This is a genomic window from Rufibacter sp. DG15C, assembly GCF_001577755.1.
Taxonomy (GTDB): domain Bacteria; phylum Bacteroidota; class Bacteroidia; order Cytophagales; family Hymenobacteraceae; genus Nibribacter.
In genome coordinates, this window is sequence record NZ_CP010776.1 from 33,238 (window position 1) to 52,360 (window position 19,123).

Genomic DNA, 19,123 nt, shown 5'->3' on the forward strand with positions numbered 1-19,123 from the left:
CGTACTTATACCCTTTAGGCATTTAAAACTGACAGTTGAAATATGAGCAAAGTAGCGTTGGTGGTGGGGATAACCGGAATAACGGGTAGCAACCTTGCCCAGGAATTGTTAAAGCAAGGGTGGATTACTTATGGATTGGCAAGAAACCCATACATTAGAATGGAGGGTTTATTGCCAATAGCTGCAGACCTGTTAAACCCCGAGAGTCTGGCAACCGCACTCGCCAATATTGCACCTACGCATGTGTTTTTCACCAGTTGGTCCCGCATGGACACGGAGGCTGAAAATATTAGGGTGAATGGTGCCATGGTTAGGAACCTGTTGAAGGCACTGGCTCCTCAAAAATCTGTGCAGCACATGGCGTTGGTAACAGGGCTCAAGCATTACCTAGGGCCTTTTGAGGCGTACGCCCAACAGGGCTTTTTACCAGAAACACCCTTGCGCGAGGAACAACCCCGGTTAGACATTGAGAACTTTTATTACGCCCAAGAAGATGAGGTATTTGCCGCTGCGGCACGTGATGGTTTCACCTGGAGCATCCATCGGCCTCACACAGTAATAGGAAAAGCGGTAGGCAACCAGATGAACCTGGGCACTACCCTCGCGGTATATGCCACCATTTGCAAGGAGACTGGGCGTCCTTTCCAGTTCCCAGGTTCTGAGGCGCAATGGACCGGCCTTTCTGACGTGACAGATGCACGGGTATTGGCAAAGCACTTGGTTTGGGCATCCACCACCGAAAGTGCCCGAAATGAGGCTTTCAATATAGTAAACGGAGATTACTTCAGATGGAAATGGTTGTGGCCGCGCCTTGCTAATTGGTTTGGTGTAGAGGCAAAGGGGTTTGACGGTGTCATTCGTCCTCTGGAACCTGAATTAGCCAATGATGCCCCAGTCTGGCGTGAGATAGCAAAGCGGCATAATTTACTAGAACCTAATTTGGACAAGCTTGCCTCCGCTTGGCACACAGACTTGGATTTGGGGCGCCCTGTTGAAGTGATGACCGACATGTCCAAGAGCCGCAAATCAGGGTTTTTGGAGTTCCAGAATACCGAGGAATCCTTTTTTGACTTGTTCACCCGCTTGCGCACTGACCGGTTAATTCCTTAATTCCACCTTTCATTGACGCAAAGGAACCAGCATCTCATATGAAGACGAGATGGATGGACCTGCCACCTTGAAACTTTATAGAAATCTGTAATTGGAAGTGAAAATGGCTTACTTATTATGATTGTTTTGTTCAGTTGAGGCTATTACAGAAAATCAATTTCTTCTTTAATATCATTAGTAAGGTACTTGTATTCAACACTGAAATTAAGGATAAGGATTATCTACCACTAATTAAAGCTCAACTATCGCATAAAGACTAGGTGGCAGAAAAGGCGGCAAAACTTAGGGTAAATTATTTTTACATTTATTCTACAATATCAACAACACTTATAACCTGCTCAAAACCTTTGTTTACAAGACTTTATAAATGCTAAAATCCCAGTGAAGAACGGCTCTGGGTGCTCAAACAAAAAAGCCACTGATTAATCAGTGGCTTTTTTGTTTGAGTGCAAATTATAGATTTGGGCCCCTTACCTTTCCCCTTTCATACCCAGATAGAATAGTTAGCTTTGTAAGCTGTAAATCCATTATTGTACTGCAACAAGTCAAGGCGGTCTTATAAAGGAGCTTGCAGCATAACTTCAACAACCAATATGAAACCTTTCAAAACCCTTATTACTGTTCTTGCCACGGGGTTGTCTTTGGCAGTACTGACTGGATGCGACAAGTGCGACGACGAGAACCCAAGCGCGCGCGTCATCAACAGAGGCACCAAGGAAGCCAGCGTGCAAATCAAGACCTCCAACGGCAACACAGAGAACCTCAACAACGTGCCAGCTGGCACCACCTCTGCCGCTAGGCAGTACGCGGCGGGCGCGGTCACCTTCACCATTACGGTTGACAAGGCGGAGGTAGTGAAGACCGTGCAGATGGACCAGTGCCACGAGTACGACATCACCATCGCGCCAGACAACTCCATTACCACGGACTCCCGCGACCTCAATGACTAGGCTTGGGTCCTTTTAATGAAATATTCAAAAAAGCCTTGCAAACTAGCGTCTGCAAGGCTTTTTCTATAACTAAGTTAAAGTCCTCTATTTAGCACCCTGAATTTTAATTTGAAACAGGTAGCATAAAATTACTGATAAGTAAAATAACGCTCCCTGCACAAAGTATTGGCCGCTTTCAACGGAAAGCTACATTGAATTATCATTGATTCCAGCCGCCTCCTAGTGCCCGGTAGATGTTCACCATGGCATTCATTTGCTGCATTTTGGTTTCAATCAGGTCAAACCTTGACTCTAAGGCTTCCCGCTGGGTAAGTAACACCTCCAGATAATCTGCCCGGGCAGACCTAAACAACTGATTGGAAATGTCTACGGACTGGGCTAGCGCTTCTACTTCCTTAGCCTTTAAGGTATAACTCTTCTCAAGGTTACTGATCTTAGCCAGTTGGTTGACCACCTCTATGTTTGCGTTGAGCATGGTACGCTCATAGTTGTAAACCGCCTGTAGCTGCTCGGCATTAGCTCCTAAATACATGGCTTTGATGGCATTCTTGTTCACCAAGGGGGCAGTAATATCTCCCACTAAAGAAAACAGGATGGATTCTGGATCAATCAAATGACTTGGGCTGAATGCTTGCAATCCTATGCCCGCCGAAAGCCCCAGCGAAGGATAGAACCTTGCTTTGGCTACCTGCACATCTAACTTAGCCGCTTCTAGTTGTAACGCTGCCTGCTTAATGTCTGGCCGGTTGGTCAACAATTGTGCTGGTAAACCAGCTTGAATCGCTTTAGGAACTAAATTTTCAAAGGTCTGACTGCCTCGCTGCACCGGCTGCGGGAAACGGCCCACCAGAAAGTTAATTCGGTTCTCAGTCTCTACAATCTTCTGTTGGATATCATACTGCAGACTTTGGGTGTGTAGAACCTGCGCCTGGAACCGGCGCACCGCTAATTCTGTGGCCCTGGCCGCCTCCTTCTGCACTTTCACAATCTCCAGGGCATTGCTTTGCAGCTTCATATTCTGTTGCACAATGGCCAATTGATTGTCCAGAGCCAGTAACTCATAATAGGAATTGGCTATCTCAGCAATCAAGTTAGTAACCATGAAGTTTCTACCTTCTATACTGGCCAGGTACCGGTTCACGGCAGATTTGCGAGCGTTGCGCAGCTTGTGCCAGATGTCCACTTCCCAAGTGGCGTAAGCCCCACCCATGATATCTGTGAGCGGCTCGGGCATTTCGCGGCCCGGTTCCATCTCGGTGGTGGCTTCCATGGCCCCAATGTTGGTGAACCTAGCCACCTTCTCAACCCCCGCACCACCGCGCAATCCCACCGATGGCAGGTATTCTCCTTTTCTTACCCGTACTTCGTTTTGGGCAATCTGGATTTCCTGCAGGGTAATGTTTAGTTCTTGGTTGTTTTGCAGCGCCGTATCTATCAAAGCAGTCAGGTTAGGATCTGCAAAAAACTCCTGCCACCTAGTCTTACCAGTGTTGGTAGTGTCCTGCGAGTTGGAATAACTGGCAGGAACAGAGGTATTGGCTGTTTTTTGCACCAAGTTTGGCAAACTACAGGCTGTAAAGGCAACGGTAATAAAAGCTATCCCTGCCCATTTTGCTATGCTATTTTTATACATGGTTTTCACTTTCATTAATGAGCGGGAAACTATCATCGGCGTAGACATATCCTTCGGTCAAAGGCGTCTCATGTTCATCTCTGATGAGGTGACGGCCGTCTGCCATCTTCGCGAAGATGTAGTACAGGCCTGGGATGATCACTACCCCAAAAATGGTCCCGAACAACATACCGCCCAAGGCAGAAGCGCCAATGGTTCTGTTACCAATGGCACCGGCCCCGGTGGCCACGATCAAAGGAATCAAGCCAGCCACAAAAGCGAAAGAGGTCATGAGGATAGGACGGAAACGCACCTTGGCCCCTTCAATGGCGGCCTCCAGAATGGTGGCTCCCTGCAGACGCTTCTGCACCGCAAACTCCACAATCAATACCGCGTTTTTACCTAGCAGACCCACCAGCATGATCATCCCCACTTGGGCATAGATGTTGTTTTCCAACCCCATCAGCTTCAGCAACAGGAATGATCCAAAAATCCCGACGGGCAAGGAAAGCACCACTGCAAACGGAATGATAAAGCTCTCATACTGCGCGGCCAACACAAAGTAGACGAACAACAACACCACCAGGAATACATACAAGGACTCATTGCCCCTGATGGACTCATCATAAGAGAGACCTTCCCAGGCAATGTCATAGCCTTTGGGTAACGAAGTGGCGGCCACTTCCTGAATGGCCTGGATAGCGTCTGCCGTGGTATAGCCTTTGGCCGGCAGCCCTTGAATGGACGCTGAGTTGTACAAGTTGAAACGGGTTACCTCATTAGGGCCTTGCGTTTTCTTGAGCTTCATAAACGCTGAATACGGCACCATTTCTCCCTGATCATTCTTCACAAACAGGTTTAAGATGTCTGATGGAAGCCTTCTGAATTTAGGGTCTGACTGCACGTATACCTTGAAGAACTGGTTGAACTTGATAAAGCCCTGTTCATAGGTACTACCAATCAAAATGTTCAGGTTCTCCATGGCCTTGCCAATAGACACTCCTTTTTGCATGGCCAGGTCATTGTCAATCTCCAGCTCATACTGCGGATAGTTGGCCGCGAAGAAAGTGAACAAGCCCGTCAACTCTTTCCGCTTGCTCAAGTTGTTCATGAATTCCTTGTTGATCTTGTCAAACTCATGGTAATCTGTGTCTGAGTTCTTATCCAGTAGACGCATGGAGAAACCACCAGAAGACCCGAACCCTGGAATGGCTGGCGGCTCAAAGAACTCCACCACGGCACCCAATCCTTTGGATTTTTCCTCCAGTTCCTCCATGATCTCCTTCACGGTATGCTCGCGGTCAGACCATGGCTTTAAGTTGATCAAACAGGTACCCGCGTTAGATCCGCGGCCTTCGGTCATGATCTCATACCCAGCCAAAGAAGACACAGACTCCACTCCTTCAATCTCCTCACAGATTTTCTGTAGCCTATGGGACACTTGATTGGTAGTTTCTAAGGTAGAGCCCGGCGGCGTTTGCACAATGGCGTAAATGGTACCCTGGTCTTCATTCGGGATGAAACCTGCGGGCAGCACCTTGTTTTCAAAGAAGATACCCACTCCAAACGCTAGGAGAATGGCCCACGTCAACCATCTTCGGCTCACGATAGATCGTAGCAAGCCCACGTATCTACCCGTCAACTTCTCAAAACCTCTGTTAAACCCGTCAAGCGCTTTGGTCAATGGGTTTTTCTTTTGGGGTTTGCCGTGGTTGTTCTTCAACAACATGGCACACAGCACGGGCGTGAGTGTAAGGGCAATCACCGCTGAAATGACAATAGAACTGGCCATGGTGATGGAGAACTGCCGATAGAAAATCCCCACCGGACCTGACATGAACAGCAATGGAATGAATACTGCGGTCATGACCAAGGTAATGGCAATAATGGCCCCACCAATTTCACGCAACACTTCTATGGTCGCTTTGTAAGGCGAGAGGTTGGTTTCCTCCATCTTAGCGTGCACCGCCTCCACAACTACAATGGCATTATCTACCACAATACCAATGGCCAATACCAGCGCAAACAGCGTGATGAGGTTAATGGAAAGCCCAAAGAACTGAATCACAAAGAACGCCCCAATCAAGGACACCGGCACGGCTAGAATAGGAATAAGGGTTGAACGCCAATCGCCTAAGAAGATAAACACCACCAAGGCCACCAAGATAAACGCATCTCTTAACGTGTGCATTACCTGCTCAATAGACGCGTCTAGGAATTGAGACACGTCATAGCTGATTTTATAGTCCATGCCCGGCGGGAAAGAGGCTTTCATTTCCTCTAATTGGCTTTTAACATCAGCGATCACGTCACTGGCGTTACTACCGTAGTTCTGCTTTAACACAATGGCCGCCGATGGCTTGCCATCCATGGTGGAGTAAATATCAAAGAACTCACTGCCTAACTCAACGGTGGCAATGTCCTTCAAACGAATACTCTCCCCTTCGGCGTTGGCCCGGATGATGATGCCTTCATATTCTACCGGTTTGTTGTAGCGCCCTTTGTAGGTAAGCACATATTCCAAAGACTGCGCGGCAATACCAGAGCTTTGCCCCAGACGGCCCGGACGGCCAATGATGCTTTGCTCGGCTAGGGCTTCCATCACCTCTTCCACAGAGATTTTATAGGCGCGCATACGGTCTGGGTTCAACCAAACCCGCATGGCATAGCGGCGGCTACCTAAAATCTGCGCCCTAGCCACGCCTTTAATCCGTTGAATCTCTGGGATCATCTTGACGGTAGCGTAGTTGAACAGGAACTTCTCATCCATGCTCTTTTCCTTGGAGTAGAGGTTGACGTACATCAACATACTTGGCTGGATGGGCGTAATCACCACCCCTTCGCGCTGCACCAGTTCGGGTAAGAGCGGCATTACCTGGTCCACCCTGGTTTTTACCCTGACTACCGCGTCATTGGGGTCGGTGCCCGGCTCAAAGATGATCCTGAGCGTGGCCTCCCCGGCACTGGTGGCATCTGAGGCAATGTAGCGCATGCCTTCTACCCCGTTGATGGCCTGCTCTAGCGTGATGAGCGTGGAGTTCACCAACACATCGGCACTGGAGCCCGGGTAGGCAATGAAGATATTGACCGTGGTAGGTGCAATGTCTGGGAACTGTGAGATGGGCAGTTGCTTGATGGCCAAGCCCCCCACAAAAACAATCATGACCGATATTACAATCGCGAATACGGGTCTATGGATAAATTTACTAAACATGTCTTCTGGTTTTAGGGAATAGAGACCTACTCCGCATACAATTCTAACTGAGACATTACCTTACCCGGCTCTACAAACTTGGAGTGGATCTTCTCGTTCTCCTTCACCAAGCGCAAACCTTCCAGCAAGATTTTATCTCCTACTGCCAATCCCTTTTGCACTACATAAAGGTGAGGCAGTTCGGCGGCTACGGTGATCTCTCTGGAGTGGAGCACATTGTGCTTGTCCAGCACGTAGACGTACTTTTTGTCCAAGACCTCAAAGGTGGTTTTCTGCGGAATCAACAGCGCGTTCGTCATAGGCACTTCCATGCGCACATTACCGGTAGACCCATGGCGCAACAGTCCTTTGGGATTAGGGAAAGTGGCCCTGAACGCAATGTTGCCGGTCTCGTTGTTAAAGTCGGCTTCAATGGTTTCCACTATGCCCGGGTAGTCAAACACCTGTTGGTTGGCCATCACCAGCTTCACATGTTTAATGTTGTTGCTTTGCTGCGTGGTCTTGTAGTCTAGGTACTCAGTCTCTGGCACGTTGAAATACACCCACATCTGGCTATTGTCTGACAGGGTGGTCATCAACTCGCCCTCGTCTACCAAGCTACCCAGACGCACCTCAAAATGGTCCATGATGCCGTCAAAGGGCGCTCTTATCTGCGTAAATCCTAAGTGCACGCGGGCCAGGGAAACTTCGGCTTTGGCTTTGTTCAATTTGGCTTGGGCCATGGCCAGTTCATTAGGAGACACAATGTTGCTGGAAGCCAGTTTCTTGGTGTTTTGGTACTCTATCTGAGCAAAGCTGGCTTCGGCCTGGGCCTTTTGTAGTTCGGCCTGGTACATGGTGGGCATGATCTGGAACATGAGTTGTCCCTTCTTTACCAGCTGCCCTTCATCTACAAAGATTTTTTGCAGGTAGCCTTTCTCCAGCGCCCTCACCTCAATGTGGCTAATGGCATGGACCTGGCCTACATACTCCTTGGTGATCAAGGTGTCTTTTTGGAGGGGGCTGGTCACTAAAAACTCAGTTTCCTCCTCCTTTGCCTCTTTTTTTGACTCACAGCCTGTATGAAACAACAAGGCGCTCAAACTCAGAAGCATGAAAATTCTCTTCATGGTAATTTGGGTTAAAAGAAATAGTTAAGGAATTTGTAGAATGCTACAGAGCGCGCCCAAGCTAGCGTAAACACACCTGACGCAGAACAAGTAGAAATAATAAGGAAAGGTGAAAGGCGGTAAACACAACACATGATGTTGCTTCCTTACCATCCCCTAAGGGAAAAGGAACTGCCTAAAGACTAATTAAGAAGGTATAAGAAAAATCTCTCTAGGTGGCTGCTGCCATCAGAGACACACCCACCGGTACAGGCAGAATGTGGCGCAGGTAAATGGGTTTACCTGTAAAAAGGGTTATCTCATACCCGGAAGACTCCGAATAGTAAATACAATCTGTGGGTGGAGAAAAAAGAAAACTGCTGACAGAACCGTAAGACACAGGCAAGGCTGCCCAGCAGAAATGCAATGATATGAACGTAAAGAAGGGCAGTGAAATAAGAGCTGGACTCTAAAACCTTCTTAAAGAAAGCCAGTTCATCTTCTTCTATCTCACTTTCTGTGGAGTACAAGAAAGACAAACCCTTTTCTGCGTCAGGCGTGACGGCCTTAAAGAAAGGCAACTGGTCATGCTGGGAGGAGCCCACGTTTTCTCCAGTAAAAGAATCTTGGAGAAGCTGAATGGGAGAAAAAGAAGCAACCGCTGGGGATTGGGCATAAAGAAGACTGTATCCGCTGGACAGCAGGATACACAGCATCAGAAGATATTTCAGGAATGCCTTTGTCATCTAGGGCGCAAAAGTACAGTAGGTCTGTGAGATTGCCAAGCAAGCCAAATTTAATAATTGAAAACTATAAAGTTGTCAGGCCTACCTACTTACCCGTTCATCTTTAGCAATAGCTGGCTTTTACCAACCGCTCTATGGCAAGTCTGCCCAGAAAGTCTGTCACCAGATTTTGCGTTTTTGGCCTGGTTCTCAGAAAACAGCCCAAAAACGAGAAATTCAAATTATTCCATAACTTCATCCCCACAAGCAAACGAGCTCCGCTATTCCATGAAAAACATCTTCACCCAGGCTGTCACAGAAGAAATCATCCAACGCATCAACCAGCTAACGCCTGCCAGCCAGCCGCTGTGGGGCAGCATGACGGTAAGCCAGATGCTGGCGCATTGCAACGTGACCTATGAAATGGTGTATGAAGACAAGCACCCCAAACCCAACGCCTTCATGCGGTTTATCCTGAACCTCTTGGTCAAGCCCATAGTGGTAAGTGAAAAACCGTACAAGCACAACAGCCACACGGCCAAGCAGTTTCTCATCAAAGACACCAAGGATTTTGAACAAGAGAAGGCACGTTTGATAAGGCACATCCAGCAAACCCAGGCCCTAGGCGAAGCCCATTTTGAGGGCAAGGAATCCCACTCCTTCGGGAAACTGAAAAGCCAGGAATGGAACAACATGTTCTATAAGCATTTGGACCACCACCTTCGGCAATTTGGCGTGTAGCCTTGCCGATATTTATTCTTGAACAAACCACTACGCCGTTTTTGGCCTGATTTCCGGAAATCAGGCCAAAAACGGCGTAGCTCTATAAGCATCTTGCTGACGCAGGCTGGCTCCTTCTTGCTTAATTAGTCAACACTTTTCTGCCATCCACCGCTTATGTAACCAAAGTCACTGAACGCCTTGGTTGCATACCTTATTTTTGTGGGAGTATTCATCAAAATGACGAAGCACCATGAAGATACAGCAGTTTGAAGACAAGGGCTTGGCGCACTACTCCTACGCCATTTTAAGCGAATGCCAGAAGCAAGTGGTATTAGTAGACCCTGCCCGCAACCCGCAACCTTACTATGACTTTGCCCAAGAGCAAGGCGCTACCATTGTAGGCGTGATAGAAACCCATCCGCACGCCGACTTTGTGAGCTCGCATCTGGAGATTCACCAACAGACCGGCGCCATTATTTACACTCACAGCTTGGTAGGCGCCGACTACCCACATACCGCATTTGACGAGGGTGTAGTCCTAGAAATTGGCAAGATAAAACTCAAGTCCCTACACACGCCCGGCCACTCACCAGACAGCATCAGCATTGTCTTGGAGCATGATGGAAAAGACAAGGCCGTCTTCACCGGTGACACCCTGTTCATTGGCGACGTGGGCCGCCCCGACCTGCGCGAGAACGCCGGAAACCTTACCGCCAAGCGCGAGGAGCTGGCCAGGCAGATGTACCACAGCACCCGTGAGAAACTCATGTACCTGGCGGATGACGTAGTAGTCTACCCCGCGCACGGCGCCGGCACCCTCTGCGGAAAAGCCCTGAGCGAGGCCAACAGCAGCACCATTGGGCAAGAAAAGCGCAGCAACCCGGCCCTGCAGGACATGACCGAGGACCAGTTTGTCACCTACCTCACCTCTGACCAGCCGTTTATTCCCAAGTACTTCGGGTATGACGTGGCTTTGAACAAGCAGGGCGCGCCCAACTACCAGGAAAGCCTACTGGCCGTCAAGCGACTAGAGAAGAATTCCAAACCGGAGAAAGATGCCTTGATTATAGATGCGCGCCCCCAAGCAGAATTCAAGAAAGGCCATCTGGCCGGCGCCTACAACCTCCAGAACGGCGGCAAGTTTGAGACCTGGCTGGGCAGCATTGTGGATCCTAAAGAGACCTTCTATTTGTTGGCCCAGGACGATAAAACATTGGATGAGCTGATTGATAAAGCCTCCAGAATTGGCTATGAAAGCAAGATCAAAGGAGCTTTTGTGATGGACGCCGTGGCTGCTGTTGCTTCGCCTGAGATGGATGTGGCAAGGTTCAAGGAACATCCAGAGCATTACACCATCGTGGACCTCCGGAACGCTTCTGAGGTGAAGGATAAGAAATACTTTGCCAACGCCTTAAACATTCCCTTGCCAGAGTTGCGGGAGCGCGCAATGGAAATCCCCACAGACAAGCCGGTGGTGATTCACTGCGCCGGCGGCTACCGCTCGGCGGCGGGCAGCAGCATAGTAGAGGCCGCTCTGCCCACCGCCAAAGTCTTTGATTTGAGTGAGGCCATCAATGAATTCAGACCTTTGTAAGGCCTTTTAGATAATTTAAAGCCTGAGTTCACTTTTATTGGTGGGCACAGGCTTTTCTCTGAGAGATGTTTTCACCAATCAGGTAGTGAAAAAGGGAAAAGCTGATGGTGCGACTGTCCTTCCGTTTTTGGCCTCTTTTTCAGAAAACAGACCAAAAACGATTTACAGAAGTATATAACTAGGGCCTGATTAACAACACCAACCCAAAAGCTCACATACAGCATTCAACCCTATGCTAGACCAAGAGACCGTTGCCACCATCCAGAAAAGATTTCCGCAGCTAGAGCCAGCGTTGCTCCAAGAGATTGCCCAGGCAGGCGTCCTTAAACAATTACAACCCGAAGAGGAAGCCCTTAGAACAGGCCAGTTCTTGAAGTCTAATGTGCTGGTGCTGGACGGGTTGGTGAAAGTATACCGCGAGGATGAGGAAGGAGGCGAGTTACTGATGTATTACCTGGAAAGTGGCAGTGCCTGTGCATTGTCTATGATGTGCGCCGCCCGCAATGAACAAAGCCAGGTACTGGCCAAAGCCGTGACGCCCGCTCAGGTTCTCATGATTCCGGCGCCCGTCTCAGAAGCGTGGCTGGCTAAATACCCCAGCTGGCACAACTTCATCATTGCCTCTTATCGCGCCCGGTTTGACGAACTTCTCCAAACCCTGGACAGCATTGTGTTCAAGAGCCTGGATGCGCGGCTGGTCTTTTACCTGAAGCGTCACCAGAAAGTGATGGGTCCAGAGGTGCGCCTGTCACATCAGCAGATAGCCGAGGAACTCAACAGTTCCCGCGAGGTCATCTCAAGGCTTTTAAAGAAACTGGAGCAGACTGGCGCCGTGGTCCTGCACCGCAACTTCATTGAGCTTAAAAATCTGGACCTTTTTTAGGAGTGTGACTATAGTCACTGTGCCCCGCTCCCGCCTGCCCTACCTTTGTAGTGTTCATCAAAAAATCACTGCAAAAACATGGAAATACTTGGATATCTGGCGGCACTGCTCATTGACGTTTCACTGGGTTTAATTGGCGGCGGCGGGTCTATCTTGACGGTGCCGGCGCTGGTGTATTTGTTGGGCTTGAACCCTGTTATTTCCACCGCCTACTCGCTTTTCATTGTGGGCTTAACCAGTTTGGTGGGTAGTTACCGTTTTTACAAACAGGGCTTGGTTAGCTTGAAAACGGCGCTGGTGTTTGGTCTGCCGTCCATTGCGGCCGTGTATGCCACCCGCCGCTACATTGTGCCCGCCATCCCAGAAAGTATCTTCACGGTAGGTGGGTGGGAAGTCACCAAAGGCATCTTGCTCATGCTTCTGTTCGCTGGCTTGATGGTCTTCGCCTCCATCAGCATGATTAGCCAAAACCGCAAGGTGAACGGCGACGTGACCATAGACGAAAACCTGGACCATGACCTTCTTATGGAGAACAGCAACACAGAACTTCACCCAAAACCCAAGTTCAACTACGCTGGCATTTTAGCCGAAGGCGCGCTTGTAGGTACTCTCACTGGTTTGGTGGGCGCCGGCGGGGGCTTTTTGATCATCCCGGCGCTGGTGCTGTTCTCCAAGCTGGACATGAAGATGGCGGTGGGCACGTCATTGCTCATCATCGCGGCCAAGTCCCTCTTCGGGTTTATGGGTGACGTGGCCAACTATGAGATGGATTGGGCCTTCCTGGGCGTCTTCTCCTCGCTTTCCATCGTGGGCATTTTCATCGGGTCCTACTTCTCGGCCAAGATCCACGCTGATAAGTTGAAGACCGGGTTTGGGTGGTTCGTGCTGGTGATGGGCGTGTATATCATCGTGAAAGAGCTTTTCTTTTAACATTGGCCCCGCAATCTGCTTGCGTAACCTAAGTCACTGAAAAAGCTTTTTAATTACCCGACCTTTGCAAACGGGAACTCATTTTAAAACCGGTAATCGAACCCATGCGTTTTTTGGGCTATTTTTCAGAAAACAAGCCATAAACGAGAGGGTAGCTTTCATTAAGAGTAAAGATTCTAGAGGCAGAAAATAATGATCTAACCTTTCAAACTGCCTTAGTTTAATCAATCAATTACAGTACAACTATAGAAACCAAAGAAGCTTAAGGCTTCCTTATTAGAAGTAAACTTATGTTAGAAACACTCAGTCAGCCCTGGCCCTGGTACGTGTCTGGGGCGGTGATCGCCTTGATCATGGTTATCATGCTTTTCTTCGGGAAGTCCTTTGGATTTTCCTCTAACCTGCGGGTGATCTGTGCGGCCTGCGGGGCGGGCAAGCATTTACCGTTCTTTGACTATAACTGGAAAGCCCAGCGTTGGAACCTTCTTTTCCTGCTTGGTGCCATCATAGGGGGCTGGCTTTCGGCCACGTTTTTATCCAACGGAGAGGCGGTCCGGATTTCTGAGGCCACCATTCAGGACTTGCAGCAACTGGGATTCGCGGCACCGCAGGGCATGCAACCCGAGGAGCTGTTTGGGAGGGAATCGCTCTTCAGTTTCAAGACCATTGCACTCTTATTGGGCGGTGGCTTCTTGATTGGGTTTGGTTCACGGTACGCGGGGGGGTGCACCTCTGGGCATGCCATCAGTGGCTTGTCTAACCTGCAGTGGCCATCACTGGTGGCGGTGATTGGGTTCTTCATTGGGGGCCTAATCATGACGTTCCTGTTGTACCCGCTTATTTTCTAGAGGTAAGAACTTTAAAGACTTAAAAACATGAAAGGATTCAAATTCATATTGACGGGGATTCTCTTCGGGGTGGTGATGAGCAAGTCTGAGGCCATCTCATGGTACCGCATCCAGGAGATGTTCCGGTTCCAGGCATTCCATATGTACGGTATCATTGGCACGGCCGTGGTGCTGGGCGTGATAGCCGTGTACCTCATCAAAAAATACAACCTGCGCGACTACCAGGGCAACCCCATTATTTTTACGCCTAAAGAAAAGTCAGTGACCAGGTACTTGCTGGGGGGCATCCTCTTCGGGTTGGGTTGGGCGCTGGTGGGGGCTTGCCCTGGGCCGTTGTTCGTGAACCTGGGCTACGCCTACTGGCCTGTCTTGCTGGCTATCTTGGGCGCCGTTGCCGGCACCTTTGTCTATGGCGTACTTCAGGATAAATTGCCGCATTAAGCTTTTATCATTTTCGGCCTGTTTTCCAGAAAACAGGCCGAAAACGGTTTAATTGAATATTCTACTTGATTCACTATCTCTATGAGCATTCTTCCGGAAACAAAGCTTGGACTGAAAGAAAACGCGGCGCAGTTCTGGCTATTGGTGCTGGTCAATGGGTTTGTGGGCGCCATGGTGGGTCTGGAAAGGTCCGTGATTCCGGAGTTCGCAGAGACTGAATTCCACCTGAGCGGGCATACGGCGCTGCTGTCCTTTATTGTGGCGTTTGGGGTGGCTAAGTCGTTGGCCAACCTCATGATGGGGCGACTGGCCAAACGCTACAGCCGCAAGCAGTTATTGACCCTGGGTTGGCTGTTTGCCTTGCCGGTGCCGTGGCTGCTGTTTTACGCGCAGACTTGGGGCTGGGTCGTCATTGCTAATGTGTTGCTGGGCTTAAACCAGGGCTTGGCCTGGTCCTCAACGGTGGTCATGAAAATTGACTTGGTAGGCGAAAAGAACCGAGGGCTGGCCATGGGCATCAATGAGTTTGCCGGCTACCTGGCGGTGGGGCTTGTAGCGTTTCTGGCGGGCTACATTGCCTCTCGCTCCGGTCACGTGACGTATGCGTTTCTGCCGGGCATCGGGTTTTCTATCTTAGGGTTGCTGCTCACTGTTTTTCTGGTCAAGGACACTCAATCGCATGCCAACACAGAGGCGGTGCAGACCAAGATTCCGCTCCTTTCTAACATCTGGAAAGACACTACCTGGCGGCATGGCAACCTAGGATCGGTGACCTTGAACGGCTTCGTCAATAATCTCAACGACGGCATCCTGTGGGGCTTGCTACCGATCCTCCTGGCCACCAAAGGCTATTCCTTGGCAGAGACTGGACTCTTGGCCGGTATTTATCCGGTGGTTTGGGGCCTGGGGCAGCTGGTGACGGGAAAGTTAGGCGATGTCTTCTGCAAAAAGCAGTTGCTCACCTTGGGCATGGTCTTGCAGGGACTTGCCATAGCGTTGTTGCTTTTTGCCGATGCCATCCCGGTATTGATTACTGCCTTGGTCCTTTTGGGGGCGGGAACGGCGCTGGTGTATCCTAATTTCTTGGCGGTGGTGGCAGAGAACACCCATCCAACCCAGAGGCCGCAGAGCCTGGGCATCTTCCGGTTCTGGCGCGACTTCGGGTATGTGGCGGGGGCCTTGGCGGCGGGCGTATTCAGTGATTTGCTTAGCTTAGAGACGGTGCTGCTGGGTACGGCCCTACTGACCTTGGCCGCGGGGATTTCTTCTGAGGTCCGCATGTGCTGCACCAAAAAAAGATTATGGTCAAGCGCTGTATGCGAACCAGCCCTATACACCCGTTCTAACTAAACCATCCCATCCTTTAATCCATAAGACGTTGAACAAAGAAAGATTTTCATTTAAGAACATACCCGGCTGGGCCATCATGCTGGCCGTTTTTGGCCTGCTGTACGCCACTGGCCTGCATACCGAAGTCCTTGGCCAGGCCCAACGCCTATTGCTAGCTACTGGTCTCAAGAATGCCGATGTACATGTTGTTGCTACAAGTACTCCGGCTACGCTTGCCTCGTCAGCTGTCCCCATGGCAGGGCCTGGCTTCCAAATGAAGGATTTAGACGGCAAAAAGGTGTCTTTTGAGTCTTTAAGGGGCAAGGTCATCTTCTTGAATATTTGGGCCACCTGGTGCCCGCCGTGCATCGCGGAGATGCCCAATATCCAAAGCCTGTATGAGAAAGTGGGATCAGATAAGATTGCGTTTGTGATGCTGTCTGTAGACCAGAAAAGCAGCGAGAAGGTAAAGAAGTTCATCACCAAGAAAGGCTTCACGTTCCCGGTGTACATGCCCGCCAGCCAACTGCCCGAAGAGTTTAGCAGTCCAGCCATCCCAACCACCTACATTATTTCACCCGAAGGCCAGATTGTAGCCCAGCAAAACGGCATGGCAGAGTATGACACGCCAGAGGTGCGCGACTTCTTGCAGAAGCTGGCTAAGTAAGCTTGCCTTTAAAATAGTTTATTTTCATGCGTTCATTTTTGGCCTATTTTCTGAAAAACAGACCAAAAACGAACGCATTGCTTTTAATAAACCATGGGTATTAAAAGCAATGCTATATGCGCAAAATGCAAGCGAGTGTTTTTTACCAAGGCAATTACCCTAACTCATCTCAAATTTAACAACTTAACCACAATTTACGGGGTATATTAATTTTGAACCCACCACTTGCTACTGTATGACAGGAAGCAAAAGGCAGTTAAACGCTTAGCTTTTACTTAGGATTTTGCCGGATTTTATTACTGTCCAAAAACTCGTCCTATTCGCCTGTTCGGCTACATGTAAAGCCCTCCTCTCATAAAGGCTGTTATTCTAGACCTTTAGCTTCTGTTCACGATTTGGCTCTCCCCACCTTAGACTATTCTCCTTTTTAACATCGGTTTGCGGCCTTAGAAAAAAGCGATAGTCCCAGAGCATCAATTCATGGAATTTCAGGAAGTGTGTTGATGAAGTCAGCGCGGTTAATGCATACTTTTCACTAGTCACATAAGGAGCTTGGTATCATGGAAACGATTCTGTGTTTAGTTGATTTTACCCCCATCTCTGACCACGCGGCCCGGTATGCAGCTGACTTAGCCCATAAAATTGAGGCGAAGTTGGTGCTGTTCCATAACATATTTGAGCCGACGGGCACAGATTTCATCGCGTATGGAGGTACTCCCTATGCAGTTCCCGTTCGGGATGAGAACATACGGCAGGCCCAGCTAGACCGCCTGAACACCCTCAAAGAAATGTTACAGGGCTTAACTTCTGAGCTGCCCCAGGTTCAATATGATTCTGAAATACGGTTTGGGTTGGTACGGGAAACCATTGCCCAGGTAGCCCAGGAAGTACAGGCAGATCTTATCGTCCTCGGCAATGAAGGCAGAAAGGGAATGAAAGACATTTTTATTGGCTCTGTAGAGGCCGACGTGCTGGAGTGCGCCCCTTGCCCGGTTTTGATTGTGTCACCCAATTCGCCTTTCAAGCCACTAGAGAAAATTGTCTTTGCCACAGACTTGAAGGGCGAACCCTTCACAGAGGTGAGCTTTGTGATAAAACTGGCCGCCTTGTTTGAAGCAGAACTCCTCTTCTTACATATTCAAAACGACGAACTGCTAGACTCTGCGCCCCTGGCCCAAGCCGACCTGGACTTGATCAAGAAGCGGCTCCCATATCCAAAGGCATCGTTTTACAACGAGGTCAGCCCTCATATAGAGGAAGGCATAAATAGATTCTGCCTCCAGCACCAAGCAGACATGCTGGTGATGGGGTTTCATCCAAGCTCCTTCTGGAAGCACCTGTTCCTGCAAGACCACGCTGCCAAAGTGGCCCAGCATACGCAACTGCCTTTATTAGTCATTCATTACAAGCACTAGGCATTAACTCTTTAACTTTTGCCCCTCATTTTTATCAGTATAATGTATTAATCTGGCTCAATGAGAAGGTACTTTATTGGACGCCTACGCTTTTAACAAAGTGTTATATAACATTCTCCGAAGACCCATGTTAACTTAATAACTGCCAAGAGAGTAAAACATTTATTGGCAACGGCATACTCTATCCCTACCAACTCTCCCTATCTATGAAAAAAGTATTTGCATCAATTAACAAAACATCAGGAACAAGGATATCAAAAAATCTCCTCCTCTCCTGCTTATTGGCACTTACCGCCACGGGTGCCTGTAGCCAAAAGACCATAACGGCAGACCCAGTTACTAGCGAGTGCACGCCCTTAGAGACCCGCCAACCCAACGCGCCAGACCAGAAACCTACCTTTGCCGGACAGACCAGGGCATGCGGCATGACGTCTACCAGCGCCTATCAGGTAGAGGTATTGGCAAAAGGATTAGACAAACCTTGGGCGGTTGAGCCCCTGCCAGACGGTAATCTACTGGTGACAGAAAAACCAGGCAGAATGAGGGTGATATCTGCTACAGGTGCTATGGGCGAGCCTCTGACGGGTTTGCCAGAAGTGGTGGCCGGCGGCCAGGCAGGATTATTGGATGTGGCGCTTAGCCCCACGTTTGCCACAGACAGAACCATTTACTGGAGCTTTTCTGAACCGCGCTCCGGGGGCAACGGAACGGCCGTGGCCCGCGGCGTATTGTCACAAGACAACAAAAGCTTGACCCAGGTAAAAGTCATTCTCAGCACCAAACCAACCTATAACAACACCATGCACTTTGGGTCCAGGTTAGCCTTTGGGCCAGAAGGTATGCTGTACGTGACCATGGGCGAACGCTCCAGCCTAGAAACCCGTCCGCAAGCCCAGCACATGAACAGCCATTTGGGCAAGATTTTGCGCATCACTCCAGATGGTGCCCCCGCGCCCGGTAATCCGTTCATCGGCCAGTCTGGCGCCTTGCCTGAAATATGGACTGTGGGCCATAGAAATGTCCAGTCATCTGCATTTGACATGCAAGGCAAATTGTGGATAGTAGAGATGGGACCGCAAGGCGGTGATGAACTGAACCTGATTGAGAAAGGTAAAAATTACGGCTGGCCGCTGGTAACCTTCGGGGAGGAATATTCTGGCCAGCCCGTTCCCAATGCCGTGACCGCCAAGGAAGGGTATGAGTCGCCGGTATATTATTGGGACCCTGTGATCGCCCCTTCTGGCGCGCAGTTCTATACAGGTTCTGCTTTCCCAGAGTGGCAAGGCAACCTCTTTGTGGGCAACATGAAAGACAAGCGATTGATCCGTCTTAAAATTGAAAATGGAAAGGTCACCGGCGAGGAGCATTTGCTGGCAGACCGCGGCCAACGCGTGCGTGACGTGAAACAAGGACCAGACGGCGCGCTCTACATTGTCACGGACCAAAGCAACGGCGAACTCTGGAAAGTCTCCCCTAAACGCTAGACCGTTTTTGGCTTAATTTTCAGAAATCAGGCCAAAAACGATGTTTCAACAGACTTTACCAAGTTGTAACATCAACCTTATCAAAACAGCAAGAGCCTCTACTACAGAGG

Annotated in this window: 15 protein-coding genes; 12 read left to right on the forward strand and 3 right to left on the reverse strand. The window is 49.5% G+C overall.

The genetic code is table 11. The annotated features are described in order from the left end of the window. Positions 1 to 42 precede the first annotated feature (42 nt). Together TH61_RS00175 and TH61_RS00180 are read left to right on the forward strand one after the other, a co-directional pair. Positions 43 to 1,110, forward strand: coding sequence for an SDR family oxidoreductase (locus TH61_RS00175; protein WP_066504257.1), 1,068 nt, complete (start codon positions 43 to 45; stop codon positions 1,108 to 1,110). A gap of 593 nt (positions 1,111 to 1,703) precedes the next feature. Continuing rightward, positions 1,704 to 2,060, forward strand: a complete 357-nt coding sequence (locus TH61_RS00180) for a hypothetical protein (protein ID WP_066504259.1) — start codon at positions 1,704 to 1,706, stop codon at positions 2,058 to 2,060. Positions 2,061 to 2,259: 199 nt separating this feature from the next. Here TH61_RS00180 and TH61_RS00185 read toward each other — a convergent pair whose 3' ends face one another. The 3 genes from TH61_RS00185 to TH61_RS00195 are packed head-to-tail and all read right to left on the reverse strand — an operon-like array spanning position 2,260 to position 7,995. Next, a complete protein-coding gene (locus TH61_RS00185; protein WP_066504261.1) occupies positions 2,260 to 3,693 on the reverse strand; it encodes a TolC family protein in 1,434 nt (477 codons plus the stop codon). After that, entirely contained in the window at positions 3,686 to 6,886 is a 3,201-nt protein-coding gene (locus TH61_RS00190) for an efflux RND transporter permease subunit (protein ID WP_071887741.1), read from the reverse strand. The genes TH61_RS00185 and TH61_RS00190 overlap by 8 nt, the downstream gene beginning before the upstream one ends. 26 nt (positions 6,887 to 6,912) lie before the next feature. After that, positions 6,913 to 7,995 carry an efflux RND transporter periplasmic adaptor subunit gene (locus tag TH61_RS00195; protein ID WP_066504271.1) on the reverse strand — a complete coding sequence of 361 codons (1,083 nt, stop codon included), beginning with the start codon at positions 7,993 to 7,995 and terminating at the stop codon, positions 6,913 to 6,915. Positions 7,996 to 8,987: 992 nt separating this feature from the next. On the opposite strand from TH61_RS00195, the gene TH61_RS00205 reads away from it, so the two are divergent. The 10 genes from TH61_RS00205 to TH61_RS00250 all read left to right on the forward strand — a co-directional run bounded on the left by TH61_RS00205 (position 8,988) and on the right by TH61_RS00250 (position 19,013). Beyond that, on the forward strand, positions 8,988 to 9,440 hold the full coding sequence (locus tag TH61_RS00205; RefSeq protein WP_066504277.1) for a DUF1569 domain-containing protein: 453 nt from the start codon (positions 8,988 to 8,990) through the stop codon (positions 9,438 to 9,440). Between the two features lie 232 nt (positions 9,441 to 9,672). Continuing rightward, on the forward strand, positions 9,673 to 11,016 hold the full coding sequence (locus TH61_RS00210; protein WP_066504280.1) for a rhodanese-like domain-containing protein: 1,344 nt from the start codon (positions 9,673 to 9,675) through the stop codon (positions 11,014 to 11,016). 232 nt (positions 11,017 to 11,248) lie between these two features. Further along, the gene (locus TH61_RS00215; RefSeq protein ID WP_066504283.1) at positions 11,249 to 11,899 is read left to right on the forward strand and encodes a Crp/Fnr family transcriptional regulator; all 651 of its coding nucleotides are present in this window, start codon (positions 11,249 to 11,251) and stop codon (positions 11,897 to 11,899) included. Positions 11,900 to 11,977: 78 nt separating this feature from the next. Beyond that, complete coding sequence (locus TH61_RS00220; RefSeq protein ID WP_066504285.1) at positions 11,978 to 12,829, forward strand: sulfite exporter TauE/SafE family protein; 852 nt, start codon at positions 11,978 to 11,980, stop codon at positions 12,827 to 12,829. A gap of 290 nt (positions 12,830 to 13,119) precedes the next feature. Beyond that, a complete protein-coding gene (locus TH61_RS00225) occupies positions 13,120 to 13,677 on the forward strand; it encodes a YeeE/YedE family protein (protein WP_066504288.1) in 558 nt (185 codons plus the stop codon). Between the two features lie 27 nt (positions 13,678 to 13,704). Then, on the forward strand, positions 13,705 to 14,118 hold the full coding sequence (locus TH61_RS00230; protein WP_066504291.1) for a DUF6691 family protein: 414 nt from the start codon (positions 13,705 to 13,707) through the stop codon (positions 14,116 to 14,118). A gap of 81 nt (positions 14,119 to 14,199) precedes the next feature. Further along, on the forward strand, positions 14,200 to 15,468 hold the full coding sequence (locus TH61_RS00235; RefSeq protein WP_066504294.1) for an MFS transporter: 1,269 nt from the start codon (positions 14,200 to 14,202) through the stop codon (positions 15,466 to 15,468). Between the two features lie 28 nt (positions 15,469 to 15,496). Continuing rightward, positions 15,497 to 16,114, forward strand: a complete 618-nt coding sequence (locus tag TH61_RS00240; RefSeq protein ID WP_066504303.1) for a TlpA family protein disulfide reductase — start codon at positions 15,497 to 15,499, stop codon at positions 16,112 to 16,114. A gap of 560 nt (positions 16,115 to 16,674) precedes the next feature. After that, entirely contained in the window at positions 16,675 to 17,529 is an 855-nt protein-coding gene (locus tag TH61_RS00245; RefSeq protein WP_066504311.1) for a universal stress protein, read from the forward strand. Between the two features lie 281 nt (positions 17,530 to 17,810). Beyond that, a complete protein-coding gene (locus TH61_RS00250) occupies positions 17,811 to 19,013 on the forward strand; it encodes a PQQ-dependent sugar dehydrogenase (protein ID WP_231862266.1) in 1,203 nt (400 codons plus the stop codon). Positions 19,014 to 19,123 lie beyond the last annotated feature (110 nt).